This window comes from Nocardia anaemiae NBRC 100462 (assembly GCF_001612725.1).
GTDB lineage: Bacteria > Actinomycetota > Actinomycetes > Mycobacteriales > Mycobacteriaceae > Nocardia > Nocardia anaemiae.
The window spans coordinates 34,183-58,968 of record NZ_BDAZ01000031.1 but is presented as its reverse complement, the minus strand read 5'-3'; the positions used below and the strand labels follow the sequence as shown (position 1 = coordinate 58,968).

The 24,786-nt window shown below is 66.3% G+C and carries 2 protein-coding genes (1 of these 2 only partly in view); both read right to left on the bottom strand.

Annotation, left to right across the window (positions count from 1 at the left end; translation table 11 throughout):
• Positions 1 to 23,134, bottom strand: the 5' portion of a protein-coding gene (locus NA5_RS19675) for an MFS transporter (RefSeq protein WP_062988149.1). It extends 18,089 nt beyond the left edge of the window; only the first 23,134 of its 41,223 coding nucleotides appear in the window; it begins with the start codon at positions 23,132 to 23,134; the stop codon falls past the left edge of the window.
• On the bottom strand, positions 23,131 to 24,786 hold the full coding sequence (locus tag NA5_RS19670) for a hypothetical protein (protein WP_062988147.1): 1,656 nt from the start codon (positions 24,784 to 24,786) through the stop codon (positions 23,131 to 23,133). The genes NA5_RS19675 and NA5_RS19670 overlap by 4 nt, the downstream gene beginning before the upstream one ends.

The window sequence follows — 24,786 nt, the reverse complement described above, 5'->3', positions numbered from 1 at the left end:
CTCTGCCCGCTGCCGTTGCCGGACGAGGCTTGGCTGTCGTGCGACGGGACGGCGCAGGCTTGGGTGCAGGCTCGTCGGGAATATGCGTGTGCAGACCGCGTTCGTCGGCGACCGCGAGGACCAGTGTTCGGACGGCATCCCACACCGCGCGGGACTCGCTCGCGGGATCTCGAGGCGGCGTCGACGGTCGACCGGGCCCAGTCGGCCGCGACCCGAATCGGCGCAGGTGCCGCTGGCGGCTCGCGGTTTGCGCGAGCAGGTGTTGTCGCACCTGCGATGTGTTCGCCTCGGCAAGCGCGGCAAGCATCGGGTCAGACGCCGCCAACCTGGCACCGCGGGCTACGAATTCCAAAGTCCGGTACCAGATTTCGGCAATTTCACGGTGCTGCCCAATGAGATTTCCCGCATTGATGCCGACCCATTCCTTGACGCTTTTCGTGCCGATCTGGTCGAGACGTCTGATCGCACCCGTACACGCGTCGGAGAAAATCTCTCGAGCCACCTGCGGGTCGCCTACACGCGCTCGTATCCCCTGGAATACGTCGGCTTTGAATTGCGCTTCGAGGAGGTTGACCGCGTGTTCCGGTTGACCTTGGGCGATATGAGTATCGATCAACTGCCGGATTTGCACGTCCTGCAATCGGTCTACATCCGTGGTCTCATCGGCGGGCTCTGTACTGCTCCAGGGTGTTGGCCTGCTGGACTTATGGGGTTCCGGATCCTGCGATCCGGTACTCACCGCGTCGGATCGACGGTTGCTCCACGGTGTTTTCGGCGCCGGACCCGCCGATTCCGTTGCGCCGAAACCGGCGACTTCCGGCACCGCGTCGTTGTCGCGCACGGCCGTGGAACCATCGGGCACATCTGTACGGCCGTCCGAAGCGGCCAGCGGCGCTGGCGCTGCGGGAGTCTCGTGCGGCGATTCGGTGGGTTCGGTTGTTGGAGACGGGGTTCGGGCCTCGATCGGGCCAGGTTCGGGAGTGCTGTCGTCGGGCTCAGCTCGAGAACCCATCGGGTGGATCGGATAGTCCGCGAGTGGTTCGCCTGGGGTTGCCGCCGGGTCGGTATCGGGGTCGAAACGGGGGATGGGCGCAAGGCTGGTGCCGTCGTCGGTCGGGACGAAGGTGACCGCGAAGTAGGAGGCGCCGGGTTCATCCGGTGTGCCACGCTCGTACCGCGTCCAGCGTTCTTCGCGCGGACGGTACTCCAGCGGCTCTTCGCGGGGATCGTAGCCGACCAGTTCCCGTTCCCAGACATCGCCGCTCTCATCGGTTTTCGTCAGATACATGTGCGCCCCGAGGCCACCCGGACGGTCGAATACGACCGCGACCCGTGCTCCGGGACCCAGGGCACGATGCAAGTCCGCGGCCTTGTCGCGGGCGGTGCCGTACTGGTCGGCAACGAAGCCACCGGGCACCCAGCCCGCGCTCGTCGCCCAGCTGAACTCCTCGGCGTACATTTCTCCGGGCGGGTCCTGGTCCGGGCGCCGACGGACCGGCAGGCCCTCGCTTTCGAGCACATCGATCACGTTGGGCGCGCAGTCCTTGGCGTTCGAGCCTTCCAATAGCAGCGCCAGCGCGAAGTCGTCCCAGGACACCGGTGGCCCATCCGGGCTTCGGAATGCGACCGAGCCGTCGCCGCGAGCCGTCGAATCGGTTTGCGGCCCTGGGGTTTCAAGCAGGAGTCCAGCCAGTTCGGGGTCCTGCTTCGCACGCAGTACCAACTCGTCGGCACTCTCGTGCCCGGAGACGAGATGGAAGCCGGGCAGCGACGGCCGCCCACCGGGCCGGGTGGCGTAGTAATCGCGAATTCGCTTGCGCGCTATTAGATCTTCTGTCAGCGCCGGAAGAGCCTGAGCCGTACCGGCGCCACCCGTCATGCGCAGCACCCACGCGACGCGTTTTCCGGGATTGTCGCGTGCGGCCGTCTCGGCGTCCTGCGCCAGCTGTGCGACCGCGGTGACCACTGAGGCCGTCGTGAGATCCTGATCGAAGACGCGAACATGCACTTCGTCGGCGGCATCGACATCGCCGATGGCGAGTTCCAAATGCGCCGGTATCTCGAAATGTCCTGAGTAGTAGTCCAAGACGTGCACGCGGGGGTGACCGGTCAGACCGGCGGCGAGTTCCGCGGCCGCGGCCATGCCGAGCACCGCCGCCTGCATACGCATCCGCTGGCGAAGGAAATCGGCATGCTGGAATTGCAGTTCGAGCGCCGCCATGGGATCCGCGTCGTCGTCGGGTTGCTGCAGTGCCAGCTGTAGGTCGCTGTCCTGCATCTCCCTCGTGAGCCCCAACCGGGCGATCCGGTCGCGCCACCGCGCGGTCAAAGCGCGTTTATCATCGTGTGGTTGCGGGACCAGTGCCCATTTCTGCTCGCGGTTCAATGAGTCGAAACCCATTATGGTCGCGGTGATCTCGTCGATACCGGCAGTCTGGGCGGCGTCGTAGCGCACGGTGGCCAGCTGATCCCATGCGCCGTCGGCGATCAGATCGAGCTCTGGATGCGCGGCAACCCAATCCTTCGGTAGCACCGGCCGCGGCTGTCGCGGCGGGGCGAGCATCTGGTCGGCGAGGGTGCCCAGCTGGTTGTCGAGTTGACCAACCTGCTGGTCCAAGCGCTGGAACTCGACGCACTCCGGTGTCGCGAGGGCGTCCGGCCGGGCCGGGTCGGTCAGTCCGACAACGACCAGGTCGGCCGTCGCGCCGATGGCCGCGCGGGCCTGCTCGCGCCGTGCCTCGGCCAGACGCCGCTGCTCGGCCAGAACGTCGAGCTGACCGCGCTGTGCCGCCAGCTGCCGGGCTTCCTCGGCGGCCGTTGTCTGCGAATGGAGTTCGAGGAACTGCTTCGCGGTGCGGAGTCGGGGGTCGTCGGCCGCCGCGCCGTCGGCCTCCAGGAAGGGGACTACCCAGCTCGCCCAAGCGCCCAGCACGGCCGGGGCGACGCCGAGCTGCCTCGCGAGTTCGGCACCCGCCTCGTCGCGTTGCTGCCGCAGCGCATCGAGGTCGTGTGTTCCCTTCGAATCGGCATGGCGGCGGGCCGCGTCAACCTTGTCGAGCAGCCGAATCTCGGCATCCAGCGCGTTGACTCGCTCGGCTGCCGCCAGCATGTCGCGGTTTGCCTTGAACGACTCGAGATAGGTGCGGGTGATCAGATCGGGCGGCCGCGGGGGGTCGGCGCGCTTGTCGTCATCCAGGCGCGGGGTGGCTTGGCTCTGCGCCATCGTGCAGTTCTTGTGAAGGGCGCGTACCACTTCGGAGCCCGGCCCCAGGTTTTTCGGATCGAGTCCATGCTGCGCGGCGAGTCCGTCACGGTGAGCGCGGGCCTGTTCCCGCTGTGCTGCCAGACGCTCGCGGGTACCCGGCTGCCCGCTTGGACCGCGCGCCTCGTTACCGGGCAAGTTCTGGTCCGCATTTGCCTGGGCGCCCGGCACATTGCCGGACGTCGTTTGTGCGGGGTCAGGGTGGTCAGCGGGGTCCTGGTGATTGCTGGATGTGCCTTCGAGCTTCTCCTTCGGGTGACTGATGTGCAGAAATCCGGGCAGCTGGCGGCGGGCGGGCACGGGCCTGCCCTCGTCGTCTTTGAAGTAAGCAACGAAGGTTTTCTTTTCGCCCTCGTAGTTTTCGGTTTCGTAGAAGGGGTGCCATTTGTTCTCGTCGTTCTCTTCGTCGCTGTACTTCCGTACACGAGGAATGTCGTCGTGGGCGTCATCGATAAGGGTGTCGAAAATGAGAATTGCGCCGTCGTCATTGATGCCTCCGACATTGACGACGACCATGACATGTCCGTCGATGGCGAGGACGGCGGAGCCTATGTCGTTGTCTTCGGCACGTATGGTTGCGACGACATGGTCGACGGGGTCGGCGCCCTGGACCTTGAGCCGTCGGAGTTGGGCGCCGATGGTTTCTTCGGTGATTCGCCAGTTGTCTTCGGCGTTCCATCTGGGGTCGGTATCGTCGGGTTCCGGTCCGGTGTCGAGGCCGAGCGCGCGTTGTACGCGACTGACCTGGATGGCGCAGTTCTTGATGACCTCGTGGCTTGGGGTGTCCGGATCCGCGTGCGCGGTCGACTCTTCGCCCGCCCCCGCCTCGATCTGGCGTGGTTTGGCCTCGGCCGCGACTGCGTGTTTCGGCTGCCCGAACCAGCCGCGGCCTCGGGTGATGATCCGGTTGAAGACACGGCCTTTTCTGACGAAGAAGACAATGCTGTAGCCAGCCGCGGCGGCTGCGCTGATGGTCGCTGCCAACGCGGCGAGAGTGTCGCCACTGTGCGTGGTCGCCGCGGCGCTGCCCACAAGGGCGCTGCTCGCAGCCAATCCGACGGCCGGGCCGAACCCCAGGAACATGCCTTTCACACCACCGGCTCGGCCGCGGATTTCGTCGGGGAAGACACTGCGTTCGTAGGAGCCGACTCGGCTGTTCATGGTCCACATCACCAGCGAGTCCGCGAATGTCGAGACCGCTATCACGGCGGGGTTGGCGGTCGCTGCTTGGAGCGCGAAGAATCCGGCCATATTGGCCAGCGCTACCGGGTAGAAGGTGGTTGGCTCGAGCTTGCGGGTCAGTTCCGAGAGAACGCCGCTCATAATCCCACCGAGCGCGGGTGCCGCGACCACCGCGCCGGTGGCCCAGCCCGGCAGGTCGGAGGCTTCCAGCACTGTGGCGGTGCGGAACCCCATCATCGCCCATGCAGCGTTATTGATCGAGCCGACCACGGTGAATTCGCGGAGAAATTTCTCCTTCCAGAGCGCCTGCGCGCCTTCGGCGATTTCAGGAAATATGCTGCGGCGCTTCCCGCGCTTCTGGGGCGGAAGCGGCAATTTCCAGACATTCGCGAGATTCGATGCGTAGGAGAATGTGTTCAACAAGAACGGTCCCGCGGGCAGGATGCCCGCTATACCGGCGCCGAATGCTTGTCCTGTGGCATCCGCCGACGAGCTGGTGATATTTCTGAGCGCGTTTCCCGCGTCTACTTGCTCATCAGTGACAAGAGCAGCGGCCGCCGTTTGGTAGGCACGGAAATAGATACCCGCTCCAATAGATTCACCCACTGCCGCCGCGGCCAGTATGGTTCCGAGATTGGATGCGTCGAACAGGACCGCCCAGGCGGCGGCGGCTGCGGCTGCCCCGCCGAGCCCTAACCCGGAGACCATTGCTTTTCGCCGATTGCGGTCGGCGAGGACGCCGAACAGGGGGTCGGCGAATCTCGGGACCCACCCTGCGGCAGCTACGACCGCGGCGACGGCGGGCGGCACCCCCGCGTTCATCGCGACGTATGGCGTAGCGCTGAGGGCGACGGAGGAGCCGAACTTGTTGAGGACCTCGCCGCCCGGTTTGTAAACCGTACCCAGCAACAGATGCGCGAACGGTTTGTTCACGGCGAGTAGTTCTCGTTTCGTCACCGGTTTAGCGGCCGCCGGTGTGGTGGTTTCGTTGGAACTGCCTGTGCCCGTTGTATTTTTGCTACCAGCAGGAGCGGACTGCTCCGCGCCGGTTTCCGCTGGCTCGTCCGGGTCTTCGGAGGCTGGTGGTTCGCCGGGGAGGTTGTGGAAGAAGATGCCGCCGTGCTGGAGATGGGCGGGCGCTTTCGGTTTTCCGGGGGCGGGTTTGTTGCCGAAGACCGCATCGAGTTGTGCCATGGCAGTTCGGTGTTCGGCCACGACGTTGTCGATGATCTCGAGCAGTGGTTGTGCGTTGGCGTCGGTTTCGGTGGGTAGTTGTTCCTGCGCTGCGCGTGCGTGAACCCTGGCGGCGAGGTTTCGTGCTATCAGTGGGTTGCCGACCTGGGCCATCAGGAGGTCGTAGACCAGGCTGTTTTCGACAGGTGCCGCGGGTTGGTCGGAAACAACTGTGGTATCAACGGAATCCGTTGCGGTATGGGCTGATTCGGGGCCGATGTTCAGATCGGTTTCATCATCAGGGTGCGCGGCGGGCGCGGACAATGCGGAAGTCGTTGGGTCCGTCCTGGTTCCACCGCTGGAGTGCGTGTGACTCCCGTCCCGCTGCTCGCTGTTCGGGACATCCGTCGCTGGCAGCGTTTCCGTTTCAGCATGCTCGCGCAGGGCGGCGTCGGCGTCGGCAATGACATCCTCCGCGCCGCGACGGCGCGGCGCTGCGGTGACTTCGCTTTCGGCGGCCGGGGATACAGGTGCCTCGCCGAGAGCGTTCGCGATACTGTCCAGGACGTCTACCGGTGCGGCAGGGCCCGGTCCGCCTGTACCTCCGGTGCCCGAGCCGGATCCATCCCCATTGCCCCCGCCAGTACCGCCTCCATGCGCAGCTAACGGCATTGCGGCCCAGGTGATCGTGAACCGACCCAGCGGCATCGTCCCGGCTCGGCTCGCGCGTCCGGGGCCGACGAGGTTCTGCACGTGCCAGCCGCCCGGCTCGTCCGCGACGCTCGCCCGACTCCGATCCGCCACTGCGACACGGAATTCCAAGCCTTCGGGTGTCATGACGATGGCGCCGGTCAGCAAGGTGGCGTCGCTCGCACCCAGCACCAGGTTGTTCACCAGTTCAATGGTCTGGGACCGCGCCTCCTGCCGGGTTTCGGGTGCGACGGATTCCTCAGGGACCGTCTTGAATACGTTGCTGCTCAACTCGGCGGCCTGCCCGAGCGCATCCACCGCACCGACACCGGGCGCGAACATATGTTCCGCACGCGAGTATGTGTCGGTCCCGCCGAACAACGGGTCGTGCACCCCCAGTCCGTCCCCGGCCGACCAGTGCAGATCGGCCAACCATGGGTTGCCGTAGAAGCGAACGGCCGCAGACGAATTCGGCTCCGTCGCTGTGCGTTGGAACAGCTCCACCAGCGGCAGGACATGTGGCCCACGCGGATCGCGCGCACGCACAACCAGGCCTCTGTTACCCGGTGTTCCGGATACCCGCACCTCCAGTCGCCAGGGCAGACGCTCGTGGACCGTGGCCGCATACTCCGTCACCCGCCGCGAGACCACATGCTCGGCGGCGGCGAGCTGCTCGGAATCGGTCCAACCATGGCGCAGCATCTCGCGCCGAGCTAGCTGCCAGAGATCGGCGGCAGTCGTCTCCGGATCGTCGCTCGGGGTGACGAAGATATGGGTTTCATCTCGACCCGCCGGCCGAAGTATTGCCCGCCCGGTGGTTTCGCCATCGTGGTCGAGCTCCAGCGTCAACAATCCCGACCGCGATACCCGCGCCGTGAACACGGTCTCGTCGTTGGTCACCCCGCGTGCGAGGGTTTCCACCAGGGAATTCGCCTCGGCCCGGTCGCGGCTCCCGCCATGGTCGTAGAACAGGTCCGCGACCATCCGACGGGCCGCCCTGACATGTTGTCGACTCATTTCCACGTCGAGAACTTCGAAACCGACGTCCGGGTCCTCGACGGTCTGCCCGACCGTATCGCGCGCGACGCTGACCGAGTCGTCGATCCGTTCGAAGTCGAGGGCCACACGTCGGAGGTCGGGCCACAACACCGCTTGCCACGCGGTGGCTCCCCGTTCCAGCTCACGCATCAGCTCCGGCGGCAGTTCGGCGTCACCGCGGTGGGTGACGCTCACCCGAAGTCCGGTGTGCCACTGTTCAACCCGCACCTCGGCCGCCGGGTCTGTGGAGCGTTCGAGCGCGTCGGCGAGCACGGCGCAGACGGTGTCAGCCGCCGCGGTTCGCGCGGCAGCGGGCCAACCGGCCATCACTTCGTCGATCGCCGCTCGGGTCCGCGCTTGTGCCTGTGAATCTCCTACCGGCAGCATCAAGGTTGTCTGCGTGGGCGCTTCGGCGTCCGGAGCAACGGCGGCGATGGGTTCGGCGGGATCCTCTTCGACGACATTCGCCGGTTGGGTGTCGAATGCCGCGGGATTCTCGGCCTCGGTCGGCGCCAGCTCGAGGTCGTCGGTGTCGAGGCCAAGCGGTACGACGGCGACTCGCTCGCCGCTATTTCGCGCTGGATCCTCGCGATCGGCCAGTGCAGCAACAAGATTCGCTGCCCCGGGCGCGCCGTTACCGAGAACGGTCCACGCGGTGTAGCCCTCTGGGTGGTACTCGACGCCGTATCGGTCGGCGTAGTCCGGGATCAGGCTCAGCTGGGCGGCCCCCGCCCCGCGAACGTGCAGTTCGAGACCGAGTGCCGCACCATCGTCGGTTGTCAGCCGGGTCAGCACGAGCGCCCCCAGCGCCTCCTCACGGTTCAGAACGGTGTCCACCAGTTCGTCGACCAAAAGGGTTGCGGTGTCGAGCTGTTCGTCCGACCAGGCGTTCGCCGGAAGCGTCTGAATCATCAGCTCCGCCGTATTCGGTCGCGAGATCTGGCGAATCGCCCGTGTCGATAGCACCGTCTGACCATCGAGCACACGGAATTCCATGAGCCGCTCGCCAGATTCTCCGGAAACCTCGATCTGGAACCAACCCAGTTCGTCGACCGGGCGAGCCTCTGAAAGCATCTGTTCGGCCGTAGCCGCCAGCAGCCGCCGTTGCTTCGGCAGCCAGTCAGCTGTCAACTCGTCGACAACTGCCTGTATCTCCGTGACGTCGGTGGTAGCCGTTTGCCGCGGATCGAGCGCGAGCGCGATCCGCACCACGCGGCCCGACACATCCACCGAACGATCCGCTGCCAGCGACATCCCGGTCTCGCGCCCGTCGAGGTGCTGTCCGTATGCGATCGATAGGGTGTCGGTACCGTCCTCGGTCTGGACGGTCCGCAGCACGCACCATCCGTCCGCGCCTGCGGCCGATGTGAGCTGATCGATTGCGCCCCAGGCCAGCTCGGCCATCTCGTAGTCAAGCCACTCCGACAGAATCGGTGCGACCCGCGTCGCCAGCTCCCTAGCCCCCGCCCTGCGCAACACATCCAGGGTCCGCTCGAGCCGGATATCCGCAGCCGTCGGCTGCTCGACCATGGCCACGTAGCCGGTCACTCGCCGCCCGCGGTTGTCGGCCATCGAGACTTGGAGTTCCCGATCGCCCGATCGATCGACGAGACGCGCCGAGAGCTGCGCACTGGCAACCATCGGGTCGGTGAAGGCAGCGTTCACCACCTGAGCGACCAGCGACCGCACCACCGCGACCGCGTCGGCCGATTGGCCGACAATGAGCTGGTCGACCGCCGCGTTGACCGACTCCTCGAGTCGCTCCTGCACCTCGTCGGTATAGACGCCCGCGTCGTATTCGATCACCACGATGTCGGGCGACGTTCGAACCTCCGCCGCGTCGGAATCCCCTGTGGCCGAATCGCTCTCGTTGTCCTCAATGACCGCCCCGGATGCGGTCAGCCATGGGGCAAGCATCGATTCGTGCCACTCGTCTATCGCTGCCTCGGCCTGTACTGCATTGCGGCCCAGGTCTCTATGCGAATACCGGAAGGTGGTCACGCCATCGTGCCGGGTGAGTTCCAGGGTGACCCGCGCGCCGATCGGCTCGAATGCCAACGTCATCGACAGCCCGTCGGGAATCGGTGCGGTGTCAACAACATCTACCCGGTAATCCACACCGAAGCCGTGGCCGATCAGATCGGCACCGGAGCCACCACTATCGATCAATTCATCGACCGAAGGCGCGGTGTTGAACGATCGCCAGATCCGGCCGCTCATCGTTCCGTCGACCGTCACGGCTGACAGATCCACGTGGTGCCGGATCAACCAGTCCCGAAGCTGGACGACAAAAGTAAAGTGGTCTGCTACCTGCTCGGCGGGGAATTGCCCGCTCAGCGGCGTCAACCACTCGAGCTGACCGTTCCGGATCAACCACACGCCGAAAGCGATCGGGCCATCGTTCGGATTGTCGTAGGTGCTGTGCAAGACCGGATGCGTGCCACCGAGCCGACTTACCGCTTCTCCGGCGTCGTCAGCGTTCACCGAGCGGATGTCCTCGGGGTCGGCGCCGATCAGGAAGTACTCTGCTTCGTTGCTGTTGTACAGATGGTTACCCGGGCCGTAGAACAGTCCGTCCTGTTTCAGGGTCGGCTTTCGGACTTCGACGCCCCGGACCGCCTCGGGCTGGTGCGCGTTCGGCCTGCTCGGCTGTGCCACAACGTATTCGGCTGGACCTTGCGAGCCGGTCGCCGGTGGTGCGCCGACCGGCCCTGAGTTCGGGTCTTCAGGGTTCGGTGGTTGGCCGGGGAGGTTGTGGAAGAAGACGCCGCCGTGCTGGAGGTGGGCGGGAGCGTTCGGCTTTCCGGGTGCGGGGTTGTTGCCGATGGCTGTGTCGAGTTGTGCCATGGCAGTTCGGTGTTCGGCCACGACGTTGTCGATGATCTCGAGCAGTGGTTGTGCGGCGGTGTCGGTGGCTAGCTGTTCCTGGGCCGCGCGTGCGTGAACTCTGGCGGCGAGGTTTCGTGCTGTCAGTGGGTTGGCGACCTGGGCCATCAGGAGGTCGTAGACCAGGCTGTCTTCAGCAGGCGCTGTGGGTTGGTCGGAAGCGACCGTGGTATCGCCGGAATCCGTTGCGGTGTGTGCTGATTCGGTCTCAAGCGATTCGGAAGTCGTTGGTCCCGTGGCGGTTTCACCGTTGGGGTGCGAATTGCTCCCATTCCGATGCAGCCTGTTTGCGATATCCCTCGCTAGTAGGGCTTCCATTTCCGCAGGGGCGGATGACTCGGCCGCAGTGTCCAGATCGACCGCGTGAGCCCATCCCATTCCGGCGTTTGCGAGGGCCTGCTGCAGAGCCTCGTCCGGCCGCTCCCGGTAGAACACGACGTAGGGGATGTGGCTGGCCCCGACTCCACCATGAGTTTGGGTCAGTATGTGGGCATTGTTGCGGAATCGCTCCCCGTCATAGTCGCGGTCGATGCCCTCGAGTCCGAAGTAGCCGAACTCGCCGTGCTGACTCGGCGTCGCGCCGAACGACTCGGGCCGCGGATTGTCGACGCTGCTCGGTATGACTTTCGTGAATGTCGGACTGCCCACGCATGCCGTTGTCCGTGCCCGTTCCGCCCGGCCGACGATGAGATCCACGTCGCCGAATTCGCGAATGGTGGGCAGGTCGCCCTCTTGCAACCAGGAGAGCCGACCCGAGCGAATGCGCCCGTAGACCGGCCGCGATGCCACCGCAAGATCGAGTGGATGCCCGAACAACTCTTGTTCGAGCTCGGCTCTGGCCGCTAGCGGAATTTGCGCCAGCCGACTCCTACCGACGACCTCGAACAGCGTTTTGAATCTGCCATCGACGAGAATTTTGCGCAGGGTCGAGGTAGTGACGCGAACGAGGATATCGCCCCTGAACGCCTGCCTCAGCTCTTCGGTCATTCTCGCATCGAGCTCTTCGAGCGTGATGCCCAATTCCGCGGCCAGCGCCGCGGTCCGGCGCGCATTTCCGACATAGCGCTCGGCGTAGGCACGCTGGGTCTCGTCGGGAATGAGCCGCTGGGCCTCGGCCCGAAGTTCCTGCGCCCGCGGATCACTGGACTGCTCCGCGTCGAGAATTCGCTCGAACAATTCCATCGCTTCAGCACTCGGCCGACCAGGGAACTGCGGCAGCCCGCTGGCAGCCGCCGAATCCGCATGGTCTGCGGGGCTTTGCGAGGGGGGCGCCGCCGGTGCGCCGACCGGCCCCGAGTTCGCGTCGGTCTTCTGCTGCGTGCTCGCCGGGTGGGCCGCGTGCGGTGGCTGATGCGGTTCGGGCCATTGGGCGTGATTCGCCACCTTGGTGCCGCGACGGTTGGGCCTTTCGAGATAGCCTTCGTCGGCCAGTGCGCTATATGACGGTAGCAGCGCTGGCGGTGACAGGTTGAGCTGGCTGGCGAGTGCTTTGGCTGTGGGCAACCACGTGCCCTCCGCTATCGCACTCGACCGGATCGCCTCACGCAGTAGCATTTTCACGGTCTCGTGCCAACCAAGCCGCCGTGCGATTTCGGTCAATGGCTCGGTCGGCGATTGCGCGGCTAGTTTGTCCAGCAGCTGTTGTGGGGTCATCCGCACCGCGAGGGCGGGTGGCGGTCCGCTCGGCCATCGATCGCGGTCGGCCACTGTCGTGCCGTGCGTGGTTCTCACCAGATAGCCTTCGGTGGCCAGGTCCTGATAAGCCAAGTCCACGGTCCGCGGCGACAAATCGAGTTGTGTGGCGACCGGTGCGGCGGCGGGTATCTCCCTCGGCATTCGGCCCAACAGGATCGCCTGGCGCAAAGCCATTTTCACGGTTTCGCGCCAGCCGATGTCTTGCGCGATCTGCCTCAGCTCTTCGGCCGACAAGTCCGCCGGGAATACTTCCAGCAGCAACTCCGCGCGGTGCGTCGACCGCTCTTCGACGGGCTCGGTCGGCCGCAGTTGCGGATCTTCGGCGGGCTGGCGCGGACTGCGCCGAGCATTTCCGAGCATAAGCAGGGCGGTGGCATCGGCAGTCGCGAGTACTTGATCGATATCCCCCGTGAACTCGGCATTGTCAGCGATGACAAGTGCCTGCTCGGTGATGTCGTGAGCCAGCTGTTGCTGCTGGTCCGGATCGAGCTCTACAACGCCGCGTTCGACCGCTCGCGCCACCGCCGCCAGGGCATGCTCGAAGGTCTGTGCTTCGGGCCATTGATCGTGGCTCGCGACGGTAGTGCCGTGGGGGCTGGTCACGATGTAGCCTTCGGCGGCCAGTTCCGTATATACCGGGGGCAGAGCCGATTGCGGCAGACCAAGTTTGTCGGCGACTGTCTTGGCCGGGGGCAGGTGCGTCTGCTCCGCAATTCGGCCTGACCGGATTGCCTGGCGCAACTGCAGTTTGAATGCATTGCCCCCGCCGCGCTGACCGGTCCGGGGCGGTGAATCCGCGACGAGTTTGTCCAGCAGCTGCCGTGCGGTGAGGGGGTCCGGTGCCGGGTTGGTCGGCCATTGGTTTTCGTCGGTCACCGTGGTGCCGAGCTTGCCGCGGCTCACCAGATAGCCTTCGGTGGCCAGTTCCTGATAGGCCTTTGCGACACTCGACGGTGGCATTCCGAGAAGATCGGCGACCGCTCTGGCCGCACGCAGGCGCGTCCCCCTTGGAATTCGCTGTGACCGAATCGCCTGGCACAATGCCAATTTCACGGTGTCGCGCCAGCCGATGCTTTGCGCGATCTCTTTCAGTTCTTCGGCCGACAAGTCCGCCGGGAATACCTCCAGCAGCAACTCCGCGCGGTCCGTCGACCGCTCTTCGACGGGCTCGGTCGGCTGCCGCGGGGGACTGGGCTGGGTGTATCCGAGCAGAAACAGGGCACTGGCATCGGCAATTGGTAGTACTTGCTCGATATCCATTGTGGTACCGGCTTCATCAGCGATGAGCAGTGTCTGCTCGGTGATGTCGTGCGCCAGCTGCCGCTGTTGGTCCTGGTCGAGGTCGACGACACCGCGCTGGACCGCCCGCGCCACCACGGCAGATGCGTGCTCGAAGACTTGGCCAGCGATCTGATCGCGCAGCGGATTCGACGGGTGATGTGCCGCCATCCACGCCGCCACCGCGTGGAAGTGGTGCACCAACAACTGAAGTCGCCGTGGGTTGACCTCCGCCGGATGGTTCATCACGTCGCGCAACTCGTTCAGCCGCGAGAGTATGCCGTACAGATGCTGCTGGCGCGCCGCCTCGGCCTCCGCGTTCGACTCCGTCGGGATCCAGACCGCCGCGTTGACCCCCGCCAACACCGCCGCCAGCGATCGCGGATCGACCGCCGCCACCAGGTCCGCGACGGACGGACCATCCACGACCCCCGCGCCCGGGGGCCCGGCGGCCGCGGAATTGCTTGCGGCCGAATTTGTTTCACCGTGCGCAGTTTGATCGTGGTCGGTAGCGCTTGATGCTTGCGCAACGGTGGAGGGTGCGGGCTGGTCGGCGTGACCGCCGGGTTGCGTGGCCGGTGGGTTGTAGGTGACGCCGGGACCGCCTTCCGGCCACATGTATGTCACTCGACCTGCGGCATCGACATCGAGAACGAAGGTGACGCCGTCGTACTCGCAGTGCACCAACCATTGCCGATTCGGCCGATCGGGGTGATCGGCGAAGGCGTCGTTCTGGACGGCGCGTTCTGCCGCCGTCGCAACAATGGCCATAAAGCCGTCTTCGTCTTCGACCCAATCGGCCGGGAACTTGGCGAATCCTGGTGCCTTACTGTTCGGTCCACGACTGACCAGGACTTTGCGCACGGTCCGGCGGTTTATCGAAATCCGGGTCGGCGGCTGGGGTTGTGGAGGTGGCGGCGCCGGGTTCCGGACGACGCCAGGGCCGCTCGCGGGCCAGGCCGTGAGGATCCGCCCGTCCAACGCCACCCGAACGACTACATGAACGCCCTCATGAACTTGCTCGAGCTGCCAGAAGTGCGTGTCTCCGGTTCTACCGTCCAGTGACTCGCGCAACTCCGGGTCACTCCAGGCTTCGACGACGGCCCAGGTGACTTCGATGATTTTCTCATCGTCCCAGTCGGGCGGGAATTCGGTCTTACCTGGTTTGCCCGTACCGTGCCGGTGGCCTCCGCCGGTCGCATCGCCGTCCAGGATGTGTGTGCGCCGTTCTTCGTCCAGTCGGAGTGACTCTGATGGCGGCCGCGCGGGAAGGTCTGCGGTATCCCGCCGTGACTGGGCCGCCGCGGAAGTGCCTGCGGCCGAATCTGTTTCACCAACGCCGCCAGGATCTTGGTTCGGGTGTGCTGCGGTGCCGTCGAGTTCGGGATTCCTTGCGCCCGATTGGCGCCCGAGGCGTCCGTTGGGACCGGTTGGGCCATTTGTCGGGGGGTGGTGGTGCCGCCTCGAATCGAAATCGGCGGGACCGATCCCGATGGTGTGATGCGGCGGGCCTGCGTGGTGGTGTCGAGCGCCCGGGCCGGATGGTCGCTGACGTGTGGGACCGGGGGCCTGGCCCGTAGTCCTAGTCCCATTCCCCGGACGCCCAGAATCGGAGGGCTCGGGCAGGCTGAAGGTCGCGCCTGCTGCTGAGCCGGACATGAACGCCAGTCCGGTGAGGACGTCGGGATCGTCCGGTATCGGGTCGCTCGTGTACCGCAGCCGTCGGTATCCCAAATGCGCCACGGCATTCCAGACACGACGGCCGATATCCGGATCTATTACCTGCTTGCCACCGAGCACACGGAAGACCGCAGTGCGACTGACCCCGGCTGCCTGTGCAACGTCCTCGATTCGAACTCGCCGTAGAGTGCTCTGGCGTGGCAGTTCGGTCTCCAGTGCGACAGATAGGAGCTCGGGCAGTTGGCGAAGGACCGCTTGGCCGATTCGCTGAGAAGCTTGCGGCGGGAGGCCAACCGCAGAAGTAGCCTGTGCGGGTGTGTATCCGGCCAGATACCTCAATGTCGCATATGTCGCCAGCCTTTCCGGGAGCTGGCCGATAGCGTGCTCTAGCGCCTCCCTCGGCACAGCCACCGCGCCTGCGTGTGGGTCGGCGTCGGACTGTACGTACGGAAGCAGCGCACGGATCGCCCCCCAGACGCGGCACGCGATGGCCGGATCGATAATTTCGCCGCCGAGCACTGCCTGGACCTGCGCTTCGGTCGTACCAGCGCGCTGTGCCACGTCCGGAACCGTTAACGACTGATGTCCGCGTGCGCCGCCGGTCGTCGACGGTTGGTGCGGGTACTCGAGGCTCTCGGCAGCTTCGAGAACTTGCCTCACAGTATCCGGCTCGGGACCGGATCCGCCGAGTAGCACCCAATGCGCGGTTGCGATCTCGACATCGGCAGCTTGGGCAACGTCGGCCAAGGTTGGCTGGCTCGGTCTATCCACGAATTTTGGTCGGGCGGCCAGATTCTGCATTACCTCCGCCCCGGGCAGACCGATACCCGGCTCTGGCTTCAGTTCGAAGACAAGTCCGGTGGCCGCGTTCGGATCGGAGTCCAAAGGCGAAGCGCCGCGTCGGAAGCCCAGGCGATTAGCAGCCGTCGTTACCCGGTTCGCGGTCTCGTCAGTGACATCGTCACCCGCGAGCGCGTGGCCCGCCGTATCAGTGGTCGTTCCGGCGAGCCACGCCACGTCAGCGGCAGTTGCCTGTCGGACGCTGCCGTACACCACGGTGTCGTCACTGAGCTCAGCGGCGAAAAAGGCGCTGAGATAAGACAGCGCTGACCTGTGCAGCTCGTCGATATCGGCGTCGGCACCTAGAGCGGTGCCGATGTTCTCCGCCGCGCGACCCTCCAGGTAGCGAAGCGTGGCATACTCGGCCACATCCTCCGGCAAGTCCTCGACGGCGCGCTGCAGCGCCGAACGCGTGATTACGCGCAGCTGGGGGGCGCCTGGGGACTGAACTCGGAATCCGGCCGCGTCGGCGGCTTCGAGTACGCGGGCGGCTGTCTCCGGATCGCGGGTGTTCTCGCCGCGCATAACCCCGTAGACCCGCTGTCGAGATACCCCGACGCGGTCCGCCACCTCGGCTGCGGTGGCACCGGTCGCGACCTGGCCGGGGCTCGGCAGGCCATGATCCGAAGGCGGATTCAGCAGTCCTCGACGGCTGGCTGCCTCCCGGACGGCGGTCGCTATGCCCGATGTGAGCACGGGACCTTCCCGCAAGACCTTCTCGACCGTCCCCACTCCGACACCGGCTTCTCGGGCAACCGCCGCACGGGTGATTCTGCCGGTGTAGCCGATCTGCGCCGCGACGGTGAGCACCAACTGTCTGGTGCGTTCGTCGATCCCGCCGCGTGCGTTACCCAGGACCTTGTCGACCGTTGTAAGGCTGACTTCCGCCGCACGGGCGACGTCCGGCTTGGTGACCTGGTTCCAGTACCCGAGCCGATCGGCTGCCTCCCGCACTTGCGTGGCTGCCTCCTCGGAGACCGCAGACCGCCCCTGTAGCACCATCTCGACGATCTCGACACCGACGCCGACCTCGAGGGCTACCTCGGCGATGGCGGCGGTGCGTTCTGCCTCAAGTCGGGCCGCTGCTTCTGCCGCCTCTGGGTCGGGCGCGGCGGGAGTGGTATCGGCGGGTGGCTTGTCGTCGTGCCGCTGACTGCCGTCGTCGAGTGCTTCGTCAAATTCCTCAGGTGCCTGCAGGACCAACCTGCGGAGCGCACCGCGCTGTAGCACGCTGATGTTCGAGCCACGCAGCCTTGCGTTCATGGCCTCGGTGACAAGCTTTCGCTGAGTGGGATTCAGCTGACGCCACCGGCCTACGACATCCGCTGCGAGGCCACGCAACCACTCGCTGACATCCGTGTCCTCGGGAACCAGCCGCATGTGCGTCTCCGCAAAACGGAACACTATGCCGTTGATTTCGCGAGCCAACTGCACCACGGTTGCGGCATCCCGACCCTCCGGTGGCGCCGGAACACCGAGCAGGGCGAGTATTTTGCGGAATATGTCCGTCCCGTGCTGTTCGCGCAGTTCTTGTGGCGACGGTTGCGAGGCTGAATCGGCATTCGGTTTCCCGGCATGGCTGTCCGAATCGGCCGCTTGGTGCGGTGGCGGTGTGCCGGGATCGGACTCGGCTGGCGGTGCCTGCTCAGGTTCGCCACTTCGTCGCTGAGATTCTGCTCGCGCTTGCGGCTCTGCGTTTGTTGCGGAATCGGATCCGTTGTCCGTTCGATCCGTCGGCGAGCCCGGACGCGACGGGGGCGTCGCATCTGACCCTGGCTGATCGTCGCCCGGGATTGTCGTATCAGTGCGGGCTGATGCGTCACCCGGTGGCAAATGCAGTTCGAACCAGGTGGCTTTGCCGTTGTCCTGCACGGTGGTTCCGTGGTCGGCCGAGAGCATGTCTACCAAAGGGCCGCCGCGGCCGCGTTCGGCATCCCAGTCGGGCATGTCGGTGTCTTCTGGAACGACTGTGCTCTTGTCGGTGACCGTGAAACGGACCTTGCGGACGTCGTCGGTATCCGTCACGGTGAGGATGACCGCGACCTCGTGCGCAGTCCACCGCAGTGAATTCGCCACCGTCTCCGACACCAGCAGCTCTGCGGTATGGACCAGATCCTCGGTGAGCCAAGGGAACTTCTGCGGGAGCGATCGCACCCATGCGCGGGCACGTCCGGCGGGAACAACTCGCTCTCCTTCTGCACCTACTACGCCGGTATCTTCGCCGTCTCGGCGAACGATGAACTGTTCGCGGACCGGTGGATTAGACGGGCTGCTGCGCTTACGTGGTTGTGGGCGTGGCGGCGAGGTGGGTACCGGCGCAGGTGGTTCCGGGGGCGTCTGTGGTGTTTCGGGGGGTGGGGTCTTCGGTTTGGGTTTGCGCTTTTTGGGGTCGCTGGCTGACGCCTGAGCCATCGGGATCGGGCGTGCGGGGACGACTGGCTTTGGCAGGGGTCCGGCGGGTGTGGTTGGGGGGAGGCCGCCGCGGGTGGGTTCGGTGGTGAGGGGTGGGTTGTAGTTGGTGCTGTGGCGGTCGAGTTGGGGGGCGGTGGGTTCAGTTGGGGCGCCGGGGGTTCGGGGGTCGGGGGTGGTGACGTAGTGGGATGGTGGGTTGAGTTCTGTGGGGCGGTCGGCTGGTGTGGCGGGTAGGTGTGGTGCGGGGGTATTGGCGTGGCGGGGTAGGGGTGGTTCGGAGTCGTGGACGCGCGGCTTCTGCTCGTCGCCTTCGACGGGTGCGCCGGGGACGGCGTGGTCTGGAATCGGGACCTGTGGGCGATCGGTGAGGGGGACAGCGGGTCGACTTTCCGGCACGACCGGTGTGGTCGGGCGTGGGACGATCGGGATTGCGTTGGGGGGTGGGCCGTTTGGTGTGTCGGGTTGGCCGGGGATTTTGTAGGTGGTGCCCTGGGGTTGGGTGTATTCGTCGGGGGCGTTGTTGGGGTATTCGTCGATCTGTGGTTGGGCGGGGACGTAGCTGGGCATCGGGGGTGTGACGACAGTACCGATGCGGTCGGGGAATTCTTCTGGGTCGCCGGGGTTTTCGTCTTTGTCGGTGGACTGTCCGCCCGACATCGCGGGTGGCGGTGTCGAGGGTCCCGATGTGGCGTTGGTATTCGATGGTCCATGCCCGCTCGGCGGCATTCCACCGGACAGGGCTACCGGTGGAAGCACCGAGGCCGCGGAGTTGTTCGATTCCGTGCTGAGGGCTTCGGGCGGCTGTACCGAGTTGGCTTGTGCCGCTTGTGGCTTGGCGCGGTTGGCCTGCGTGCCCGGTGGGATGGCGGCCGACGTCGGTGCGGGCTGGTCGGCAACTGGCTCGTCGACGGAGAAGCCGCGGTCGACGAGGCTGGCTTCGTATGTGGTGGTTGGTAGTTCGCTCGTCCCTTGCTCGGCGGACGCGTGGGGGATGAGTGGTTCGCCGGTCAGTTCGGGCTGATTGCTGGTGCCAAGGAGATCGGTAGTCGTGACGGCATCGGCATGGGTCGGCGTGCTCGCTGTGGACACAGATCCGAGTGCGGTCTCGGATTCGCCTTCGGCGGCGGGGATGGTTCCGACGAGGCCTGGCTGCGCAGTCTCGGGTCGACTGCTGTGGAATTGGCCGGTGCCGGGGCGGCCGGTCGGTGCTGGGTTCGCCAGTGGGGTGATGGGGTTGTTCGGCGCGGGTTTGTAGGTGCCTCGGGTGAGTTCTTGCAGGGCTGCGTCCCACGAGCTCCAGCCGTTGTCGGGTGCGTTTCCCGCGGTGGTCGGTGGTTGGGTATCGCCCGAGGGGGACCCCTCGTCGTCGGGTAGGCCGAGTTCGTGGAAGAGGGCGCGGCCGACCTCCTCGATCTCGGCAATCGTCTGCTCATGCGGCCGAGCGGTGTGCCCGTCGACGGTGGTGTGTTTGTCGGCCGATTCGGGCTCCGTGGGGAGCAACAGACTCTCGAGCCAACTGTCATCGGGACGATCGAGTATTCGGCCGATCTCGGCTTCCTCCACGGGGCGGACCAACGTGTCCGTGCCTCGGGTGGGGCGGGTCGCCGTGGCGAGGCCGCCGCCGAGTACCTGCTCGGCGAGGTTGCGGCCGCGTGGTTCGGTGTGGGTGAGCACGGGCGCGGTCATCGCACCGGTGGGATTGGCGAGGGTTATGGCGAGATCGCGTCCCGTTGTGCGTGCCGACTGTCTGGTCGCGTTCGTGCGGACCGGTGGTGTGGCGGGTTGGGTGCGCCGACGGGCCGCGGGCTGTGGGATCGGAACCGGTATCGGTATCGGCGGGGGTTTGAGCGTCGACTTGACTGGTTCAGGTGGCGGTGTCTTGGGTTTGGGCTTCTTCTTGACGGCCGAGGCTTGGGCCATCATCGGGACCGGGCGTGCCGGAGCCACGGGTTGCGGCAGGGGTGCGGCGGGTGTGGTTGGGGGTACGCCGCCGCGGGTGGGTTCGGTGGTGAGGGGTGGGTTGTAGTTGGTGCTGTGGCGGTCGAGTTGGGGTGCGGTGGGTTGGGTTGGGGCGCCGGGGGTTGCGGGGTCGGGGGTGGTGGCGTAGTGGGATGGTGGGTTGAGTTCGGTGGGGCGGTCGGCTGGTGTGGCGGGTAGATGCGGTGCGGGGGTGTTGGCGTGCCGGGGCAGCGGTGGTTCGGAGTCGTGGACGCGGGGTTTCTGCCCGTCGCCTTCGGCGGGCGCGCCCGGCACGGCGTGGTCCGGAATCGGGAGCTGTGGGCGGTCCGTCAACGGTATGGCAGGTCCGGTCTCGGGCAGAGCCGGAGTCGACGGGTGCGGGACGATCGGGATCGCGTTGGGGGGTGGGCCATTCGGCGCGTCGGGTTGGCCGGGGATCTTGTAGGTGGTGCCGCCTGGTTGGGTGTACTCGTCGGGGGCGTTGTTGGGGTACTCGTCGATCTGTGGTTGGGCCGGGACGTAGCTGGGCATCGGCGGTGTGACGACAGTGCCGATGCGGTCGGGGAATTCTTCTGGGTCGCCGGGGTTTTCGTCGTTTCCGGTGGGCTGCCCGCCGGACATCGCGGGCGGCGGTGCCGAGAGTCCCGGGGCGGCATCAGGATTCGATGACACATTTCCGCCCAGTGCCGCGGCTCCAGCCAATGCTGCCGGTGGGATGGCCTGGGCTGCGAGGTTGTTCGCGGCAGCACCCGGAGACGCGGCATGCGGAAGCTGTGGGGAGTTGGCTGGTGTGCCTTGCGGGTGTGCTGGATTGGCTTGCGCCGCTGGTGTGGCTTGGGGTGTGTTGGCTGGTGTGCCTTGCGGGTGCGCCGGATTGGCTTGCGCCGCTTGTGGTGTGGCCTGCGGTGCATTGGCCTGTGCTGCCTGCGGGTTGACGGGCGGTTGTTGGGGCGGGTTGCCATGCGGTGCCGCGTGGGGTTGCTGGGGTGGCGTGGCCGGGGGCGTATTGGCCACGGGTGTGGCAGCGGGCGTTGCCGGTGCACCACCGGGACCGGTCTGTACCGTGGGGCTCTTCGCCTCTGTCGGCGTCGTGGACCCGCTGCCCGGCACCGGTTCGACCGGTGTGGTGGCTGCGGCGTGCGGCGTCGCCGTCGGCGAGGTACCGGTAGGTGTGACCGGCTCGTTGGGAACCGGCTCGTAGTCGAAGAAATCGAGGTCGAGGAGGATGGCCTCGTCGGGGTCGGGCGGTAGTTGGCCGGGCCCTTCCCCGGACGCGGGCGGACGCGAGCCCGGGCTGCCTCCGGTTGGTGGACCCCCGTGTGAGACAGGCGGTCCCGCGGTGACGCCGGGTCCGTTGCCGCCTCCGTTGCCGCCGAGATCTTTGGCGGTGCCCATGTGGGTGTTGTTCTCGACATGGGGGGCGTTGGCACTCATCGTCATCACCGATCCCGGTGTGGCGCTGGGCTGGCCCTCGGCGGCGACGATGGTTCCGGCGAGGCTCATCTGCGGAGTCTCGGGTCGGCTGCTGTGGAATTGGGCGGTTCCGGGCAGGCCGGTCGACGACGAGTTCCCCGGTGCGGCCACGATATCGGCAGGCGCGGTATCGAACTCTCCCGCGATGAGTCCTTCCAGCGCGTCATCCCACGGACTCGGGCCGTGGCCGGATTCGGATTTGTTTGTGGGGGAGGTCGGCGACGCGGAGGGATCCTGTGGCGTACCCGATGACGGTTGGTCGGTATCCGGAGGCCGCGAAGTGCCGCCCTCATCGAGTTTGCGGAAGGCATCTTCTAATGACCCGCCGCTCTCGTCATCGCGTAACGTGCCGAGCTCGTTGATATCGTCAACGGTCTTCTTGGGCGGCTGCCAGGGTCTGTGGCCATCATCGGTGGTTTCTCGGACCGGGAGTCCGTCACGCGAGCTGTTGTCCCGGGAACCGCCGATCTCGGGGACGGTCTCCTCGCGCGACCGGGGTGTGACGTCGCTACTCTGCGCCCTGGCCCAGTCCGGCGTTGATCGGACCGGGAGGCCATTGCTGTCGTCGCGACTGCCGCGAGAACCGCCGATCTCGGGGGCCGTCGCCTCAGGGGGCCGGGCGGTGCTGATGGCTCGGCTGACGCGCACCGCCGCGCCGATGCCCGCGATGGCGCCACTGGCGCCACCCATCGCCATCATCTGGACCATGAATCGGCCGGTGAGCTTGGTATCGGTGAGCTCGGATACGACGAACGCGGCACCGGCCCCACCCGCAGCTCCACCGGTAGCGCTGGCGAGTACGACGGCCACCACGCGTCCGGTCGTGCGTCCCATCGGTGTCGCGGCATTGGCCGCGATGCGGGTGAGCCCGGGCAGCACCGCGCGGGTAGCCAGCGCGCCGAACAGGCCACCGGCACCACCGGCGGTCGCCGCCACCCCGACCTGGTTCCAATCGATGCTGGTGCGGCGTCCGGGTTTGCCGTGGCCCTGGACGATTTGGACGTATTGCGCCCCGGCGACGACGCCGCCCATGGAGACCGCGCCCATGATGGCCGCGCGAATGGCGAGCGCCATTGTGGGGTAGCGCTGCATGAAGGCGCCGACGCGTTGGAAGAAGAATGCCATGGTGTCGCGGCGGGCGGCGGTGGCGGCGACATCGGCGGCGATGCGGTCGCTGGCGGCTTTCATCGGTACGGCGGTATCGATGAGGAGGTTGGCGAGCAGTACCGCCGCGATACCGATGACGATGTACTGCTCGAGTTCGATGGCGTTGGCCGAGTCGTAGAGGAGGGTGGCCATACCGTCGGCGAATTCGCGTTGATTGCGCGTATTGGCGATCTCGGTCTTCAGCTGTCGCTGGATCGCATCGCCCGCCTCACCCTGGATCGCGGCGGCCACTTCCTGTGCGAGTCGTTCCAGGTGCCGCAGCGTGACGGTGAGACTTTCGGCCGAGCGTGCCCAAGCGTCGGCCGCGGCGCGCATGTCGTCGGGTTTACCGACCGGGAAGTGGCCGATTACCCAGCGGGTCAGCCAGTCGGGCCAGTCGGGAGGGATAGTGACACTCACCGAGGCGTCGACCGCCCTCTCGCGCCCTCTACCAACAACCGATACAGCGCCCGCGCCGGACCGCACGCGTCATCGCCACGCAACTCGACCTCGACGAATGCCGCGACCAATGCCGCGCTCGGCTGGAACCGGCCGTCGAGGATGCTGTTGGCGCCCAATTGGTCTCGCCATCGCCGGTACCCGCCGACGATGCGGGCCAGGCTGTCCCTGGCACCCCAGGGCCCGTCGATGCGCCGATATTCGGTGATCAGCGCTCGCTGCGCGAGTCGCTGGATGGGCTGACCCGCCTGACTCTCCATGATCCGGCCGAGGTCGCCGACAATCGTCGAATACATCGGTCGCTCCTCGGATCCGGCTACAGAATTCCCGGATTGTATTGCGGCGGAGACCCTTTCGCTGAGTTGGGCCGGATTCGCGACGAGGGCGCGGTCGAGCAGGATCCAAGAGCCGGTACTCGCCTGCGACTCGTCCTCGCTTCGATCGCGGGTCACCCGGGATATCCGGCCGTCGCCGAGGTCGGTGATCTCGAGGCCGCCGAGTTCGACGAACGGATATTTGCCGAGAATATCGTCGATAGCCGCGGCCAATTGCGCGACCGTCTCCTGGCCGATACCCGAGGTGTCGAAGCCGACGATCTGCAGTCCGTGCCGATCGGCGAGCTCCCGCACCGCGGCCAGTGCTGCCGCATCGGTCGGCACTCGGGCCTGGGCCGCCTCGGGCGATTCACGTTTTTTCTTGCGCGACTTGTCCTTTCGTTTCTGATCGCCGGGCTGCGCCGCGCCAACCCCGGCCGGGGGCGGTGCGAAGACCTGTGCCGGTGGGCGAGCGCCGGTACGGACTCCCGACCAGGGGGTGCCCGACTGTATCGGCGGGAACGTCGCGCCCGGAGTCCGCGACCACGGGGTGCCTGTCGGCTTCTCGACGACCGCGGGATCACCGGTCCGAGGTGGCGCTGCGGCGGCGGGCGATGTCGCACCCGGCGCGGCTGGCATCGAATCGTCCGCGACCGACGGCGTCGCGGAATTGTCACCGTCGCCGGTCGAGCTTTGCGCCGCGGGCTGGGATGCGTCCGGTCCGGGCGGCGGTGTGCTCGAATCCGGATACACGGACTGCGGAGCGACCGGCGTGGGTGTGGCGACCGGACTGTAGCCGGGGGTCTCCGGTTGCGGGTAGGCGGTCGGGGTAGCGGTCGGTTGGGTGGACGAGGTGGGAGTGGAAGTGCTCGGATATGTCGGCGTCGCGTTCGCGTTCGTCGCGGAATCGGTTGCGGGCGAGGGGGCCAGGGGTGTACCGGTACCGGACCACACCGGATCCGGTGTGACGGATACCGGCGGGTTCGAGCCGGTGCTGCGGATCTGCTGACCGCTGTTGCGGTCCTGGTCATGTAGTGCATCGGCGACCTCGCTGACACCCTTGCTCAATCCGCGCAGATTGTCGACCAGGTTCTTGTAGCCCTCGAGCCCTTTCTTCGCCTGTGGCTCATAGGTTTCGCCGACCGTTCGCCCCGGCTCGTCGTCACCCCATGGTTTGCCCTCGTGAGCCAGGGCGTTCGTCAGTTCGGCCAGATCTTGGTGCGCGGATTCGGCGACCGCGGCGAGTTCGGTGACGAGCGCATGAATACGGTCCGGATCGATATGCAACGACTGGCCCAT